Origin of the sequence: Streptomyces sp. NPDC046909 (assembly GCF_040644695.1) — a bacterium.
GTDB lineage: Bacteria > Actinomycetota > Actinomycetes > Streptomycetales > Streptomycetaceae > Streptomyces.
Window position 1 is genome coordinate 534844 of the sequence record NZ_JBEYXC010000004.1, and the last position, 16112, is coordinate 550955.

The following is a 16112-nucleotide window of genomic DNA, read 5'->3' on the forward strand; positions in this document are numbered from 1 at the left end:
GACCGGCCTGGACGTCGTACGGCCTACGTCGCTTACTTCACGTCGATGCTTACTTCACGTCGACGAAGTCACCCGCGGCGCTGACGGCCGGGGTGGTCGAGGTGCCCGCGAAGCTGTAGCGGAAGTAACCGTCGGAGGCGGCCTTGACGGTGGTGCTGAGGTTGCCCGTCGAGTTCGTCTTGATGGTCTTGACGGTGGTGTAGGTGGTGGAGCCCTTCTTACGGAACTGCAGCTTCACCGACTGGCCCGTGTAGCCCGCGTACTTGTGGGTCTCCCAGTTGGCGCGCGTCAGCTTGCCGGTGACCGTGATGGTCTTGCCCTTCTTCACCGGCTCCGGGGAGGCGTTGACCGCCAGCTTGGAGTAGCGCTGGAGCTTGGTGGTGGTCAGCGCGTCCTGGTCGACGTAGCCGACCTTGCTCCAGTCGATGGTGTCGGGGTTCGACAGGTCCTGGTCGTTGAAGTCGATCGCGTAGCCGATCGCCTTCCAGGTGGTGGCGTCGGCGTTCTCCAGCTCTTCGGCCGGGTAGACGTCGATGGTGCCCTTGCAGCTGTCGACGGTCGCCGAGACCTCGGTGCAGGTCGGGAACTCGTCGCCCCACAGGATGTTGACCGGCTCGTCGTAGGTGCCGCGGTAGATCTCGACGTCGAACAGGAAGTCCGAGGCGTTGAGGTCGATGTCCTCGGCGTGCGTGACGGTGTACGTCACCGGCACGGTCACCTGCTTGGCGATGCCCGCGACGATCGGCTTGCCCTTGTTGACCTTCACGTTGGAGAAGGACAGGTCCAGCGTGTAGGGCACCCCGTCTTCCGCGGCGGCGTAGGCTGACTTGCCGTCGGCGGCCTGACGCGCGGCCTGCGCGGCCTCGACGAGGTCGCTCTTGCTGTACGAGCTGTCGGCCTGCGCGGCCGGCACGGCCAGGGCGGAGAGGGCCAGGGCGCCGGAGACGGCGGCCACGGTGGCGCGAATACGCATGGGTTTCCTCGGGTGAGAAACGAAGTGAGAGAGCCGCTGCTTACTGCACGTCGATGTAGTCACCCGTGGCGTTGACCGCCGGGGTGGTCGAGGTGCCCGCGAAGCTGTAGCGGTAGTAGCCGTCCGCCGAGGCGGTGACGGTGGTCTTCAGGGCGCCGGTCGACGTGGTCTTGATCGTCTTGACCGTCGTGTAGGTGCTGGAGCCCTTCTTGCGGAACTGCAGCTTCACCGGCTGGCTCGCGTAGCCGGAGTACGTGCCGGCGTCCCAGTTGGCGCGGGACAGCTTGCCGGTGACCGTGATGGTCTTGCCCTTCTTCACCGGCTCCGGCGCGGCGTTGACCGTGAGCTTCGACAGGCGCTGGACCTTGAAGCTCTTGGCGTGCTCCTTGATGACGTAGTCGGAGTCGTTGCCCGCGGCGATGGCCCAGATGTTCCAGGTGCCGGCGTGCTTGTTGAGCACGGTGGAGCCCTGGTCGAGGGTGTAGGTCGCCTTGCAGTTGGCGCTCGTCGCCGACGTGTCGGTGCAGGTCGCGTGGTAGTCGCTGCTGTTGGCCAGGGCGCCGGTGTCGGACGAGTCGATGTCCGCACCGTGGTAGAGGATCGCCTCGGCGTAGTCGACGCCCGACGCGTCCTTCACGGTGAAGGTGACGGTGATGGTCTTCGTGCCCGTCGCGCTCAGGACGACCGGCTTGCCGCCGTTCACCACGATGTTGGAAATCGCGGTGTCGCCTACGACCTCATCGGCGTGGGCAGCCGGAATGGCGAAGGCGGAAAGGGCCAGGGCTCCGGTGACAGCAGCCCCGATGGCTCGAATGCGCATGCGTTCCCCACGTGAGAGGGGCCCCGACGGTGGTCGTCCCCCACGGTGGTGCCGGCACGCCGGGGCCCTAGTTGATCAGGGAGTCTGTTGACTCACGTGATCAGATTCGTGACGCATGCGAATGGTTGTACGGCTGGTGAAAGATTTGTGCGAGCTGTCAGTCGAACCAGCGGTCCCGAGCCAGCTCCGCCGTCCGCGACGGATCCTCCAGCAGCGCCGCCACCTCGAACCGCCGCGGCCACTGCCCCGCCGCCCATGCCAGCCCCGCGGCGACACCCTCCAGGGTCGAGGCGTGCAGGATGCCGTCGCTGGTGAGCCGCCAGTCCAGTTCCACGCCGTCGACGAAGAGCTCCTCGTGCTCGACGTACGTGGCGGGGGTCAGCGCGCCCAGCAGGATCCGTACCGACTCCGGTACGTCGTGTTCGGCGCCCTCGGAGTCCACCGACCCGGTCACCGACTCGCTCAGCCGCCGCACCTGGAACAGCTCCGCGAGCTCGGCGGCCCGCGCCGGGCGTACCGGCAGCAGCGGGACGCCCGCCGTGAAGGGCAGCAGGTCGGGCGAGTCGACGACCACCGCGTCGGCGGCGTCCACGACCTCGACCCGCCCGTCCACGACGGCCCGCAGCTCGTCGGGGAGGGTCACCTGCTCGGGATCCAGTTCGGCCAACGCACCGTAGAGGGCGTGCAGTTGGGCCCCGGTGACCTCACGCTCCGGGTCGGCGAGACGGTCAAGGAGCTCCGCCGCCCCGCCCGGCTCGTCCAGCAGCGCGGCGACGGACGTCCGTACGCCGAGCGCCCGCAGCACCTGCTCGTCGTCGAACCCGGTGGCGTCGGCCTCGTCGTACAGCCCGCGCAGGAGCGGATCACCCCCGGCGGCCAGCAGCCCTGCCGGGCGCCGGCCGTCCAGCACCGGGTGCCCCCTCAACCACCAAGCGGTGTAAGGCCGTACGACCTCATGCGTGCCGTCGGGCAGCAGGATCCGTACGGGCTGGGTGAGGGCGTCCCGCAGGGGCGGCTGGGCGAGCAGGGCGAGGGCCTGGGGCCAGCACTCCTCGTCCACCAGGTCGAGATCGCGTACGGCGACCAGTTCCGTGGCGACGGGCGGCACCGGAGAGTCGGGGAAGCGGTCGAGGACGTCCTCGCTCCACACGTCCACGGCGTCCAGGAGACCCGCGTCGTCGGGCTCGGCGAAGTCCCCTTCCCTGGGCTCGAGTTCGTCCGGGTCGAGGACGACATCGGTGGCCCGTACGAGCGCGAAGTTGGCGAGGACACCGCACGCGGCGAGCGGCTGCTCGCCCCACCGCTCCGCCAACTCGGCATCCACAGCGGCCAGTTCGCCCTCCCGCATGATCTGAGCGAACGGGCTTCCGGGCAGCACGAGTTCACCGGCGGGGGCGAGTTCGCCGTCCTCGTCGGGCAGGGCGAGCGCGCCCAGCCAGGGCTCGTCGCCGGGCTCCAGGCCGGCGTCCCGGACGAGGGCGAGGACCGTGTCGGCCAGCTCCTCGGCGTCGGGGGTCTCCTGCTCCCAGTCCAGGCCGCCGTCGTCGTCCAGGGACGCGGCCACGGCGGCCCGCACCTGCGGGGTGGTCAGCACCGCGCGCGGCGAGGCGGGCAGCGCGCCGAGCTTCTCCAGGAGGGGGTGCGCGGCGTCCGGGTGGGCGACCTTGAGGCCGAGCCGGGCGAGGGTCTCCGGGTCGATGGCGGCACTGTCGGCGCCGGGCAGCAGGACCTGCCGGGGCCCGATGGTCGTCCGCCCGTCGGCGAGCGGCACGGGAAGCCCGGACAACCGGTCGGGATCGACCCCGGCGAGGCTGTCGTACAGCCGCCGCCACCAGTCCGGCTCCTTCTCCAGCCCGGCCAGCCGGTCGATGGCATCGGTGAGGGGAACGCGGGCGACCCCGAGCGTGCGCAGCTCGACACGCCGTTCGAGTCCGGCGGGCAGAAGAGTGGGCAGCACCTCGGCGAGAACCCGCACGGTGTCGGCGCCGGCGCCCTCCACGACCTCGGCTTCGCGGGGGCGGAGCGCCTCGGGCAGGTCATCAGTGTCGTCGTCGGTGCCGTCAGTGCCGTGGCTGCCGGGTTCCAGGGCGGGCGGCAGGAAGGCGGTCCTGGGCAGCCGTTCGAGGATCGCCTGGCGCAGGGTGCCGTCGAGTTCGCCCTTGCCGAGCGGGCCGGGCACGAGATCGATGAGCCCGGTGGACACCGGCCGCCACCCGGCGAGGAGTTCGGTGTACGCGTCGGCCGCGCGCTGCACGAGGAAGTCGGTGAGCGGTCCGGGCGCGGCGTGCCGGCGGCTGGGGTCGAGGGGGAAGGACGCGATGAGCAGCGCGGGCACCCCGAGCGGCTCGTCGCTGGGGGTGGGGGCGTGCAGGACGGGGCTGGTACGGGGCCGGTCGGGCGAACCGTCGGAGCGGGCGGGCACGGCCCAGGTGACGGACCAGTACGGCCGCAGCCGCTCCTCGACAGGCCGGTCGGCGAGGAGATCGGCGCTGAGCGCCCCGTGCGCCCCGGCGACCCGCCACCGCGTGATGCCCTCCCGGGAATCCTCTACGACGGTGAAGACGCCGTCGGTCCGGCGGCGCAGCGTGCGGGCGTCCCCGCCGGGCGTCTCGATGACGACCTCCTCCAGCCCGGGAAGGGCGAGGAGCAGCGCGTCGTCGACGGCGTCGAGGAGCCGCTCGGCGAGATCGGTGGCGGCGGTGTCCCGCAGGGGCAGGATGACGGCCGTGTCGTAGGGGTCGGGGGCGGTGCCCTCGGCGGCGAAGGGAAGGCGAAGGAGCGGGACATGCCCGTCACGCCGCCGAATCTCATCGCCCAGCCCCGGACTGTGCCGGGCGGTGTCGGAGGCGTGATCGCGCGCCTCGGCAAGAGACCACCGCACACCACCGTGCCGCCCCACGACGGCGGGCTCATCGGTGACAGCGAGGACGGCGGCGAACCCGACGCCGAACCGGCCGACGGAGGGAGCACCGGAAGCGGTGTCCCGCTTGGCGGAGGCCCGGAGGGTGGAGAGCGACTCGACACCGGCCGCGTCGAGAGGGGCGCCGGTGTTGGCGGCGACGAGGACCCCGTCCCGCAGAGTGAGCCGGAGCCGCCCGGGCACCCCGGCCCTGGCGGCGGCGTCGGCGGCATTCTGAGCGAGCTCGACGACGAGCCGGTCCCGGTACCCACCGAGGACCAGATCCTCCTCGGCATTGGCGTCCTCACGGAACCGCGCGGGGCTGGTCGCCCAGGCGTCGAGCACGCCCCGCCGGAGACGGGCGGTCCCGAACGGGTCGGCACCCTCTGCTGCGGGCCGCACGAACTTGCTCACGTTGACTCTCCTCGTCTGCGTCCGACGAAGGTACCGCCTGCCAAACGGAGCGTGTCACTCAGGACGCGTGCGACGGGGGAGCCGACAGGCCGTTGACGCTGAGGCTCTCGTACACCCCGATCTGGACGGCCTGTGCTGAAAGCGACGATCCTTGCTCGGTACCAGGACCAGCCGGTCGACGACCGAAGGCACGGCCACTCGCCGCCGGGGCACGCTCAACGCGCCCGACATCAAGCGGCCCCACACCAAGGGAATCGAGGAAGCGGCCATGACCAGCACACCTCCCGGGCCGGTACACATCGTCGGCGCCGGGCCCGGTGTCGGCGCGTCCGTCGCACGGCGTTTCGCCCGCGCCGGGCATCCCGTGGGGCTCGTCGCCCGCGACCCCGTCCGGCTCGCCGGGCTCACCCTGGACCTGATCGCGGAGGGCATCCCCACGGAGTCCTACCCGGCCGACGCGAGTGATCCCGCCGATCTCGCGCGCGCCCTGGCGATGCTCGCCGAGCGGCAGGGACCGGCGGAGGTGCTGTGCTTCAGCCCGCTGCCCGACGTCGGCCTGATCAAGCCGGTGCTGGAGACCGGCGCCGCCGAGCTGGAGCGGGCGCTGGCGCTGAATGTCGTCGGCGCCGCAGCCGCCGTACAGGCCGTGCTGCCCGCCATGCGCGAGGCCGGTCGCGGCACGCTGCTGTTCGTCACCGGCGGTGCCGTGGCCCATCCGAACCCCGAGCGGGCGGCCAGCACGGTCGTCGGATCGGCGCAGCAGGCGTACGCCGCGCTGCTGGCCCGAGCCCTCGACGGCACGCCGCTCCACGTGGCCCACCTGGTCGTCGTCGGCGCGGTGGGCGAGGGGCGGACCCACGAACCGGACACCGTGGCCGACCGCCTGTGGGAACTGCACCGCGCGGCCACCGAGACGTACGCGGTGCTGGAGCAGCCTCTCCCCGAAAGGTGACCCACAAGCGCCCCCGGTCCACGAGGAACCCCCTACGAGTGCCCCAACTCCGCCGCGGCCTCGTCGGAGACCTCCGGTACCGACCCCGAGTCCGCCGCCGGGCGCAGCGGGAACGGGTCGACCTTCGTCTCGTCGATCACCGGCGGAGCCGGACGCGGGGGCTTGGGCATGATCGCGGCCTCGGAGTGGCCGCCGCAGCCGTACGCGAGGGACACCACGCGGCCGTCCGCCGGGGCGAACTCGTTGGCGCAGACGCCGAAGGCCTGGCCGAGGGAGCCGCCGATGGGCTGGAGGAAGCCGCAGCTGACGCAGGTGGCGGGCGCCGCCTGGGCCATGGGGGTCTTGGCGCCGAAGGATTCGTCCCAGCGGTCGGCGGCGGTGTGGAGGCCGTAGCGGGAGAGGACGCGGGCGCGGCGCATACCGAGTTCCTCGGCGACCGAGGCGATCGAGCCGCGGGTCGGGACCACGGGGAGCTGGGCCGGGCTGCCGGGCGTGACGTCCGCGTCCTCCGCCTCCACCAGCTCGGCCATCTCCTCGGAGACGGCGGAGTTCGGGACCGGCTCGTCCTCGCCGGTGTAGCCGGGCTCCAGGCGGAGGTCCTCGGCGTCGGTGGGGAGGAGGTCACCCGGGCCCATGTCTCCGGGGCGCAGGCGTTCGCTCCACGGGACCCATTCGGGGGCGAGGAGCGCGTCGGGGCCGGGCAGGAGGACGACCTCGTCGAGGGTGACGATCTTCGCCCTGGACGCCCGCGCCACGGTCACGGCCCAGCGCCAGCCCCGGTAGCCGAGCTCCTTGCACTCGAAGAAGTGCGTGACGACCCGGTCGCCCTCGGATTCCAGGCCCGCGTGCTCGCCGACGACGCCTGGCGCCGCCGCCTCCTCGGCTGCGGCGCGGGCGAGGTCGACGGCCTCGGCGCACAGGCGGTCGGTGGTGCGGCTTCGCGTGCTCGCTGCGCTCACAGGTATCGCTTCTCTCCTACGCCGTCACTGTAGGTGCGTACGCCGGGGGCGAGGGTGGCGGACGGAGCGGACCCGGGGACCGCGTCGACGTCCGCGCCCGCTCACGCTCGGGCGCACCTGTGCCATCCATTGTGCAAGATGGCTGAGATACGCACGCTACCTGCTCGCGTGCGCTCGTCCTACACCGACGGGACGTTTGGCACCCCCGTACCGGTTGCGGTATGGCCACGGAGGGCGGCGGAGGATCACGGAGTATCCCGCGGCAAGTCCGTAAATGCGCGGCCATACGCGCGGTAACCGCACTACGAACGCCTCAGTCGGGGCACTATGACGTCGTGGCAGCCGCGAAGACACCCCAAGGAGCCACCGGGATCGGTGGGGCCAAAGGGATCAAGGGAAGCGGGAGCAGCCGACGCAACGGCACGGGCCGGGTGCGCGGCTCCTTCCGCTCGGTCGGCCGGGTCCTGCACTTCCCGGTGACCGGGCCCGCCCGCGGGATCCGGAAGGCCACGCACGCGCACGGGGCCGGTGAGTCGGGGCTCGGGAAGCTGATCGAGCTGCACGGTGTGAACGGCGCGGGCGATGTGATGATCACCGTCGCGCTCGCCTCGACCGTGTTCTTCTCCGTCCCCACCGACGAGGCACGCGGGCGTGTCGCCCTCTACCTCGCGATCACCATGGCGCCCTTCACGGTCCTGGCCCCGGTGATCGGCCCGCTCCTGGACCGCCTGCCGCACGGCCGCCGGGCCGCGATGGCGGGCGCGATGCTGGCACGGGCGCTGCTCGCGCTGGTGCTGGCCGGGGCGGTGGCCACCGGCAGCATCGAGATGTATCCGGCGGCGCTGGGCGTCCTGGTGTCGTCGAAGGCGTACGGCGTGGTCAGAAGCGCTGTCGTGCCCCGTCTCCTGCCACCCCGCTTCTCCTTGGTGAAGGCGAACTCCCGGGTCACCCTGGGCGGGCTCCTGGCCACCGCGATCGCCGCGCCGGTCGCGGCGGGGCTCCAGTCCCTCGGCCCTCGCTGGCCGCTCTACGGCGCCTTCGTGATCTTCGTCGTGGGCACCTTCCTGTCCTTCACCCTCCCCCCGAAGGTCGACTCCGCCAAGGGCGAGGACATCGCGCTGCTCGCCGCGGACGAGCAGCACCTGCACGGTCCGCACCGGCAGCCGGTCAAGCGCCCCGGGCTGCGCACGGTCGGCATCGCGGTCACCCACGCCCTCGGCGCCAACGCCGCGCTCCGCTTCCTCTCCGGGTTCCTGACCTTCTTCCTGGCGTTCCTGCTGCGCGAGCACCCGCTGACCGGGGAGAGCGCGGCGGTGTCGCTGGGGATAGTGGTGGTCGCGGCCGGGGCGGGCAACGCGCTCGGCACGGCGGTCGGGGCGTGGCTGCGGCAGCGCGCGCCGGAGATCATCATCGTGACGGTCGTCGCGTTCGTCCTGGGTGCGGCGGTCACCGCCGCGATCTTCTTCGGGGCGGCCATGGTGGCGCTCCTCGCCGCGGTCGCCGGTTTCGCCCAGGCCCTCTCCAAGCTGTCCCTCGACGCCCTGATCCAGCGGGACGTCCCCGAACAGGTCCGCACCTCCGCCTTCGCCCGCTCCGAGACGATCCTCCAGGTCTCCTGGGTCTTCGGCGGCGCGGTAGGCATCGTCATGCCCCTCAACGGCTACCTGGGCCTCTCGGTCGCCGCCGCCTTCGTCGCCGTGGGCTGGCTGACCACGGTGAAGGGCCTGCTCAGTTCAGCCCGCCACGGCGGCTCCCCCCGCGCGCGCGTGGCCTAACGCACGGCACGCCGCACCCCGCGTAACGGGACGGCTGGTAGTGCCCGATAGCCTTCGCCCATGACCTCCATGCAATCCGCTGTGCGACGCCGCCGCGCCGTCGCCGCTGCCGGCGCCGTTTCCGCCGGGCTGCTCGTCCTGTCGGCGTGCGACAAGCCGACGCCGCGCGCCACCGTCACGGTCGGCAAGAACTCGGTGAGCGCCGAGGCCGAGTGCTGGGAGGACGGCGACAACCTGGGCCAGGCGAAGGCCACCAAGTGCGCCCTGAAGAAGGCGTCCGACTCGATCGACGTCCCGCAGAGCGAGACCCTGCGCATCGGTGTCGACCCGGAGATCGCGGACACCGGCTGGGCGCTGTGGATCAACGGCCAGCAGGTCACCCCGGTCTACAAGAAGACGTACTACTCCTTCCAGGGCGTCGACCTCTTCTCCGAGCAGTCGGGCCAGGCCGCGCCGAAGCAGCTGTACATCAGCGTGGTCCAGCAGGACAAGGCGAGCAGCGGGGTCAGCAAGTCGTACAAGGGCGTGTGGAACTTCAAGCTCGTCAACGACGACGCCTGAGTCCGGCGACAGTCCTCCGACGCCGATGCGCATCCTCGTAGCCACCGCGGTCCCGGTCGAACGGGACGCGGTGGCTCGGTCGTTCGCGGGACCGGCGGTCGATGTCCTCGCCGTCGGTGTCGGCCCCGCACTCGCCGCCGCCGGCACCGCGACGGCCCTCGCCCGCACCCCGTACGACCTGGTCGTCTCCGCCGGGATCGCGGGCGGCTTCCAGCCGTACGCCCCCGTCGGCTCCCTCGTCGTCGCCGACGAGATCACCGCCGCCGACCTCGGCGCCGAGACCCCCGACGGCTTCCTCCCGGTGACCGAACTCGGGTTCGGAACCGTCACCCACCGTCCGCCGGAAGCACTCGTACGAGAAGCAGTCGCCGCCACCGGGGCCCGCGCCGGCGCCGTCCTCACCGTCTCCACGGTCACCGGCACCGCCGCACGCGCCGCGGCCCTCCGCGACCGCCACCCCACCGCCCTCGCGGAGGCCATGGAGGGCTTCGGGGTCGCCGAGGCGGCCGCCCTGCACGGGGTGCCGGTCCTTGAGGTGCGGGCCGTGTCCAATCCCGTCGGGCCCCGGGACCGGGCCGCCTGGCGGATCGCGGACGCGCTCACCGCCCTCACCGAAGGGTTCGGGAAGCTCGCACCCGTACTGGAGAGTTGGAACCAGGCATGAGCCTTCAGATCGCTTACTCCCCGTGCCCGAACGACACCTTCGTCTTCGACGCCCTCGCCCACGGCCGGATCCCCGGCGCGCCCGGGCTCGACGTGACGTTCGCGGACATCGACCTCACCAACGGCATGGCCGAGCGCGGTGAGTTCGATGTGCTGAAGGTGTCGTACGCGGTGCTGCCGTACGTCCTCGACGAGTACGCGCTGCTGCCGTGCGGAGGCGCGCTGGGCCGGGGCTGCGGGCCGCTGGTGCTGACGCGCGAGGCCGGGGCCGATCTGACGGGCCGTACGGTCGCGGTGCCGAGCGAGCGGTCGACGGCGTATCTGCTCTTCCGGCTGTGGGCGGCGGACACACTTCCCGGCGGGGTCGGCGAGATCGTCGTCATGCCGTTCCACGAGATCATGCCCGCCGTGCGGGACGGGAAGGTCGACGCGGGGCTCGTCATCCACGAGGCACGCTTCACGTACCAGAACTACGGGCTGCACAAGCTCGCGGACATGGGCGAGCACTGGGAGAGCACCACCGGGCTGCCGATCCCGCTCGGCGCGATCATCGCCAAGCGGTCGCTCGGCGCGCAGACGCTGACGGCACTGGCCGATGCCATCCGCAGCTCCGTGCGCGCCGCCTGGGACGACCCCGAGATCTCCCGCCCGTATGTCATGGAGCACGCCCAGGAGATGGACCCGCACGTCGCCGATCAGCACATCGGGCTGTACGTCAACGAGTTCACCCATGACCTGGGCGTGGACGGCTACGCCGCGGTGCGGGGGCTCCTCACCCGTGCGGCGGCCGAGGGGCTGGTTCCGCCCCTCGGCCCGGATGCGCTCCAATTCCCGTAACGGATACGGGTTATACGGCCTGCACTGGCCTATGCGGGCCCATGGCCCATACAGGCCTATACGTCGAGCTGGTCGGCGACCGCCCGCAGCAGGCCCGCGATCTTCTTGCCCGCGGCCTTGTCGGGGTAACGGCCCCTTTCGAGCATCGGCGTGATGTTCTCCAGCAGAGTCGTCAAGTCCTGGACGATGGAGGCCAGTTCGTCCGGCTTCTTGCGGGTCGCCGCCGCGACCGACGGGGTCGGGTCCAGAACGACCACGGAAAGGGCCTGGTCACCGCGTTGTCCGGCGACGACTCCGAACTCCACTCGCTGACCCGGCTTCAGGCTCTCGACTCCGGCGGGGAGGACCGAGGAATGGACGAAGACGTCACCGCCGTCGTCGCGGGAGAGAAAGCCGAAGCCCTTCTCGCTGTTGAACCACTTGACCTTGCCGGTAGGCACGTCTGTTCCTCGTCCTCGTACTCGTCGGAAAACTGCTTCTGAAACGGCTCTTGATAGCACTGGGGCGGGTCGTCGGGACCCGCCGGTACCAAGGCTAATGGTCTTCAGGCCGGTGACAAGACGTCGCCCGGTTGTTCCTTCGGGCAGGGAACTACCCTGGTCCGGTGCGTGACAAAACCCAAACGAATTCCACCGGTCCCGGCGACCGACTGATCCGTGCCGGTGCCATCGTGTTCTTCATCGGTACGGCGGCCACACTCGTCACCGTGGCCCCGCTGTTCCTCGGAACGACGCCATTTCCGACGTACATGTTCGGACTGAGCATGCTGATGGGCGTCGGCTTCCTGCTCGCCGGAGCGGGGGTGCTCCGGTCGATCGCGGCGGGGCGGCGTCAGGCGCGGGCCGGAAGGTAGCCGGCCAGCCAGTCCGGGAACGCGTGCAGGTCGGCGAGGACGACGTCCGCCCCGGCCGCCGTCAGCTCCTCCGGACTGCACGGGCCCGTGGCCACGGCGACGGAGACCGCTTCGGCGGTACGGGCTCCCCGCACATCCCCGACATGGTCGCCGACGTAGACCGACGCGCCGTGCTCACGCAGCGCCTCCGCCTTCTGCTCGGCCCACAGGTCGCCGATCACCGCGTCGGGGGCGAGGCCGAGGTGCTCTATGTGCAGCTTGGCGCTCGGCTCGTACTTCGCGGTCACCACGATCGCCCGCCCGCCCGCCGCGCGCACGGCGGCGATGGCCTCGCGGGCGCCGTCCATCGCGGGCGTCGCGGCGATGGCGATCGCCGGGTACATCGAGCGGTACAGATCGGCCATGGCCTCGACCTGCTCCGCCGGGAACCAGTACGCGATCTCCTCCACCAGCGGCGGGCCCAGCCGCGTGACCGCGAGATCGGCGTCGATGTACGTCCCTGTCCGCTCGGCCAGCGCCAGGTAGCAGGCTCGGATGCCGGGGCGGGAGTCGATGAGGGTCATGTCGAGGTCGAAGCCGACGGTCGGGGCGGCGGAGATGCTTGTAGAGGCCATATGGGTCATTGTGCCCGGGGGGTGTCGCGGGCGGACAGCGGATAAATGACGGCGGACAGAAGGCGGCTCACCGCTGTCGCTGCGACCGCCAGACCAGGAACAGCGCCGATGCCAGCGCCGCGCCCCTGATCACCCAGGGCCAGGTGTCGGCGATCGCGTCGTTCATGTGGCCCTTGGCGATGGGGTCGCCCCAGCGGCCCTCGGTGCGGCCCCAGAGCCAGACGATGCCGGCGGTGAGGGACAGGCCGGGGAGGAACATCACCGCCCACTTCGTTTCCGCGTCGGTGAGGCGGCGGGAGGCGTAGGCGATGAGCCAGCCGACGAGGAGGGCGAAGAGGTTGCCGAGGACGGTGCCCGCCACGAGGAGGGCGGCGGCGAGCAGGAGGAGGGGGTTGCTCCACCTCGTCCGGGTGCCCTCGCCGCCCTTGGCGCCCTTGCCTCGGTTCAGGAAGGGGAGGCGGCGACGGCGTGGAGCCGGTGCCTCCTCGGCCTCCGTCTCCGCTTCCTCTGGCTTCTCCGGCTGCTGCTTCTCGACCGCCGGTTTCGGGTCGTCCTTCGGCGGCGGGGGCTTCAGCAGTTCCGGGATCTCCACTCCGCCGACGAACCCCGGGACGCTGTCGTCCACCCCGAACGGCGTGCTGCCCGCCCGCCACCAGTCGGCCTGGGCCGTGCCGCCCCCGAGTTCGTGCTCGGCGGCGAGGTGCGGGGCGGTGACGGGCGGCTGGGGTGCCTCCGGTGCCGGGTCGGCGGGGCGGGGGCGGGGGACGATGCGGCGCAGGCCCTTGCGGCGGGGCTCGTCGTCGAGGTCGCGGTCGCGCTGGACCGGTACGGCGGTGGGGGGCGGGGTGGGGGTCACGGGACCGGTGCCCCCCGCGGCCGTGACGACCTCGTCGGGGCTGCCCAGGCGGTCGATGATGCGGCGGACCGCGGCGGGGCTGTCGACCGGGACCTTCGCCCGCCGCCGGTCGATCTCGTTCCGCAACTCCGAGACCAGGCGCATACGGGTGCCGGACGGCAACTGTCGCCGCTGGGCGACATCACCGACGCGGCTCAGATACTCGTAGACGACCTGATCGCTCTCGATACCCACGAAGTCCCTCCGGGGGGCGGCGCGTTGAAACCCCGTGGATGACGGTATCGCGCGAGATGCGGCCGGTGTGGCCACGCACCGTCGTGCCGTCCCGGGGGTCCCGGCGCACAGACCCGCACCTCACCGTCGTACCCACCCGCTACCGTGGGCAGGATGAGCACCCCGGCCACACCGCCTCGCTCCCTCGCCGAAGCCCTCCGGGCCAGAGACGACGCCTCCCTCGGCGCTCTCCTGCGTGCCCGGCCCGATCTCATCACCCCCGTGCCGACCGACCTGACGCAGCTGGCGACCCGGGCCGGCACGCGGGCGTCGGTCGTGCGGGCGCTGGAGCGGCTGGACCGGTTCGCGTTGCAGACGGCGGAGGCGCTGGCGGTCGCGGGGGACCCGGCGTCGTACGAGGAGCTGCTCGGGCTGATGGCGGGGGACGACCGGGACGCCACGGTCGTCGGAGCGCTGCCGCGGGCCCTGGGCACCCTGCGGGAGCAGGCGCTGGTGTGGGGCGACGACGAGCGGCTGCGGCTGGTGCGGACCGCGCGGGAGCTGCTGGCGCCCTCGCCGCAGCATCCGTCGCCGACCGGGCTCGGGCCGACCGTGCGGGAGGCCGCGGCGGGGATGTCGCCGGGCCGGATCCAGGAGATCGTCGGCGCGGCCGGGCTGCCGTCGACGCACGACTCGGTGTCGGCGGTCGCCGCGCTCACCGGCCTGTTCACGGACCGGAAGCGGATGGGCAAGCTGCTCGCGGGCCTTCCGGAGGACTCCCTCGACGTGCTGCGGCGGCTGGTCTGGGGGCCGCCGTACGGGCAGGTCACGGCGGATCCCGCGCTCCGTCTGCGGCGGCTCCTCGACCTCGGGCTGCTGCTGCCGACGGCGCCGGGGACGGTCGTACTGCCGCGCGAGGTGGCCCTGCATCTGCGGGGCGGGCTCGCGCACCGGAGCACCGAGCCGCTGCCGCCGCCCGTGGAGCCCGTCGCCACGCACCGGCCGCAGATCGTGGACGCGACGGCGGCCGGGCAGGCCTACACCGCGCTCGCGACCGTCGAGGAGCTGATGAAGGACTGGGACGAGGGCGGGCCGACGGTACTGCGGGCCGGCGGGCTGAGCGTCCGTGATCTCAAGCGGACCGCGGTCGCCCTCGACGTGCCCGAACCGGTCGCCGCCTTCTGGGTCGAACTCGCCTACGCGGCGGGCCTGATCGCCTCCGACGGCGAGGCCGACGAACGCTATGCCGCGACCCCCGCCTACGACGAGTGGCTGGAGCAGCCGGTCGCCGAACGCTGGGCGCGGCTCGCCGAGGCGTGGCTGCCCGCGACCCGCACCGCCGGTCTGGTCGGCGGCCGGGACGCGAAGGACCGCACGCTGTCCACGCTGGGCCCGGGCCTGGACCGCAGCGCCGCCCCGGAGGTACGGCACCGGGTGCTGACCCTGCTCGCCGCGCTCCCGGAGGGCGCCTCGCCGTCCGCCGAGTCGGTGCTGGCGCGGCTGCGCTGGGAACGCCCGCTGCGGGGCGCGCAGCGCCCCCAGGGCGAGGACGATCTGCGGTCGCGGCTCGCCGAATGGGCGCTGAGCGAGGCGGAGTTGCTGGGGGTGACGGGCCGGGGGGCGCTGTCGGGACACGGGCGGGCGCTGCTGGGGTCACCCACGAGGACGCCCCGGCCGCAGGAGCCGTCCGGCCCCGGCGACAAGCTCCCCGTCCACCACCACGCCCCCGCCCCGCTGGAGCCGCTCGGCCCCGCCGAACAGGCCGTGGCCACCGCCGCCGCGACCCGGCTCCTCGCCCCGCTCCTCCCCGAGCCCCTGGACCACGTCCTGCTCCAGGCCGACCTCACCGCCGTGGCCCCGGGCCCGCTGCAACGGCCCCTCGCCGACGTCCTGGACGTCCTCGCGGACGTGGAGTCGAAGGGTGGCGCCACGGTGTACCGGTTCACGCCGGGTTCGGTACGCCGGGCCCTGGACGCCGGCCAGGCCGCCTCCGACCTGCACGCCTTTCTCGCGGCGCACTCCCGTACGCCGGTCCCGCAGCCGCTGAGCTATCTGATCGACGACGTGGCCCGCAGACACGGCCACCTGCGGGTGGGCGCGGCCTCCTCGTACGTCCGCTGCGACGACGACGCCGTGCTCAACGAGATCCTCGCCGACAAGCGGGCCGCCGGTCTCGGTCTGCGCCGCCTCGCCCCCACGGTCCTGGCCGCCCAGTCCGACCCGGCCGTGCTCCTCGACGGCCTGCGCCAGATGGGCTTCGCCCCGGCCGCCGAGTCCGCCGAGGGCGACGTCCTGATCGCCCGCGCCCACGCCCACCGCACCCCGCCGCGCACGGCGCCCGAACCGGTCCCCGACGGTCCCCCGGTGCCGGACGCCACCCTCCTGTCGGCGGCGATCCGCGCGATCCGCGCGGGCGACCTCGCCTCCACGGCCCCCCGCAAGGAGAGCCCGTCCCGCCCCACCGGCGAACTCCCCCGCACCAGTTCCGCCGAGACCCTCGCCACCATGCAGGCCGCCGTCCTCACCAGCGAGGCCCTGTGGATCGGCTACGTCAACGCCGAGGGCGCCGCCAGCCAGCGGGTCATCGCCCCGATCCGGGTGGAGGGCGGCTTCGTGACGGCGTACGACCACACGGCGGACGAGGTGCGGACGTATCCCTTGCACCGGATCACGGGCGTGGCGGAGCTGGCGGACGAGTAGCCGACGCCCCCCGGGGGACGGAC

At 72.6% G+C, this 16112-nt stretch carries 14 protein-coding genes; 7 read left to right on the plus strand and 7 right to left on the minus strand.

The window, feature by feature from the left end; translation table 11 throughout:
• Positions 1 to 49: 49 nt before the first annotated feature.
• The 3 genes from ABZ928_RS15450 to ABZ928_RS15460 all read right to left on the minus strand — a co-directional run bounded on the left by ABZ928_RS15450 (position 50) and on the right by ABZ928_RS15460 (position 5106).
• Positions 50 to 973: a hypothetical protein gene (locus ABZ928_RS15450; RefSeq protein WP_361518422.1), complete on the minus strand. Its 924-nt coding sequence runs from the start codon at positions 971 to 973 to the stop codon at positions 50 to 52.
• Between the two features lie 40 nt (positions 974 to 1013).
• Positions 1014 to 1793 (minus strand): calcium-binding protein, encoded by a 780-nt coding sequence (locus tag ABZ928_RS15455; RefSeq protein ID WP_361518424.1) that lies wholly within the window; start codon positions 1791 to 1793, stop codon positions 1014 to 1016.
• A 157-nt stretch (positions 1794 to 1950) separates the two neighbouring features.
• The gene (locus ABZ928_RS15460; protein ID WP_361518425.1) at positions 1951 to 5106 is read right to left on the minus strand and encodes a molecular chaperone Hsp90; all 3156 of its coding nucleotides are present in this window, start codon (positions 5104 to 5106) and stop codon (positions 1951 to 1953) included.
• A 268-nt stretch (positions 5107 to 5374) separates the two neighbouring features.
• Between ABZ928_RS15460 and ABZ928_RS15465 the strand changes: the two genes are divergently transcribed.
• Entirely contained in the window at positions 5375 to 6058 is a 684-nt protein-coding gene (locus ABZ928_RS15465; protein WP_361518427.1) for an SDR family NAD(P)-dependent oxidoreductase, read from the plus strand.
• A 32-nt stretch (positions 6059 to 6090) separates the two neighbouring features.
• Here the strand turns inward: ABZ928_RS15465 and ABZ928_RS15470 are convergent, their stop codons facing one another.
• Entirely contained in the window at positions 6091 to 7017 is a 927-nt protein-coding gene (locus tag ABZ928_RS15470) for a DUF3027 domain-containing protein (protein ID WP_361518429.1), read from the minus strand.
• A gap of 335 nt (positions 7018 to 7352) precedes the next feature.
• Between ABZ928_RS15470 and ABZ928_RS15475 the strand changes: the two genes are divergently transcribed.
• From ABZ928_RS15475 to ABZ928_RS15490, 4 genes are read left to right on the plus strand one after another with little or no spacing between them, the layout of a single operon-like run.
• Positions 7353 to 8792 (plus strand): MFS transporter, encoded by a 1440-nt coding sequence (locus ABZ928_RS15475; protein WP_361518431.1) that lies wholly within the window; start codon positions 7353 to 7355, stop codon positions 8790 to 8792.
• A 60-nt stretch (positions 8793 to 8852) separates the two neighbouring features.
• Positions 8853 to 9353: a hypothetical protein gene (locus tag ABZ928_RS15480; protein WP_361518433.1), complete on the plus strand. Its 501-nt coding sequence runs from the start codon at positions 8853 to 8855 to the stop codon at positions 9351 to 9353.
• Positions 9354 to 9378: 25 nt separating this feature from the next.
• Positions 9379 to 10017 carry a futalosine hydrolase gene (locus ABZ928_RS15485; protein WP_361518435.1) on the plus strand — a complete coding sequence of 213 codons (639 nt, stop codon included), beginning with the start codon at positions 9379 to 9381 and terminating at the stop codon, positions 10015 to 10017.
• Complete coding sequence (locus ABZ928_RS15490) at positions 10014 to 10853, plus strand: 1,4-dihydroxy-6-naphthoate synthase (RefSeq protein ID WP_361518436.1); 840 nt, start codon at positions 10014 to 10016, stop codon at positions 10851 to 10853. The genes ABZ928_RS15485 and ABZ928_RS15490 overlap by 4 nt, the downstream gene beginning before the upstream one ends.
• A 56-nt stretch (positions 10854 to 10909) precedes the next feature.
• On the opposite strand, the gene ABZ928_RS15495 is transcribed toward ABZ928_RS15490, so the two are convergent.
• Positions 10910 to 11293 carry a cold-shock protein gene (locus ABZ928_RS15495; protein WP_361518438.1) on the minus strand — a complete coding sequence of 128 codons (384 nt, stop codon included), beginning with the start codon at positions 11291 to 11293 and terminating at the stop codon, positions 10910 to 10912.
• Positions 11294 to 11457: 164 nt separating this feature from the next.
• Between ABZ928_RS15495 and ABZ928_RS15500 the strand changes: the two genes are divergently transcribed.
• Positions 11458 to 11706, plus strand: coding sequence for a hypothetical protein (locus ABZ928_RS15500; protein WP_361518440.1), 249 nt, complete (start codon positions 11458 to 11460; stop codon positions 11704 to 11706).
• Here the strand turns inward: ABZ928_RS15500 and ABZ928_RS15505 are convergent.
• Positions 11685 to 12320 (minus strand): haloacid dehalogenase-like hydrolase, encoded by a 636-nt coding sequence (locus ABZ928_RS15505; RefSeq protein ID WP_361518441.1) that lies wholly within the window; start codon positions 12318 to 12320, stop codon positions 11685 to 11687. The two genes, ABZ928_RS15500 and ABZ928_RS15505, sit on opposite strands and share 22 nt — an antisense overlap.
• A 67-nt stretch (positions 12321 to 12387) precedes the next feature.
• The gene (locus ABZ928_RS15510) at positions 12388 to 13410 is read right to left on the minus strand and encodes a hypothetical protein (RefSeq protein ID WP_361518442.1); all 1023 of its coding nucleotides are present in this window, start codon (positions 13408 to 13410) and stop codon (positions 12388 to 12390) included.
• A gap of 153 nt (positions 13411 to 13563) precedes the next feature.
• On the opposite strand from ABZ928_RS15510, the gene ABZ928_RS15515 reads away from it, so the two are divergent.
• Positions 13564 to 16089 carry a helicase C-terminal domain-containing protein gene (locus tag ABZ928_RS15515; RefSeq protein WP_361518444.1) on the plus strand — a complete coding sequence of 842 codons (2526 nt, stop codon included), beginning with the start codon at positions 13564 to 13566 and terminating at the stop codon, positions 16087 to 16089.
• Positions 16090 to 16112: the final 23 nt, after the last annotated feature.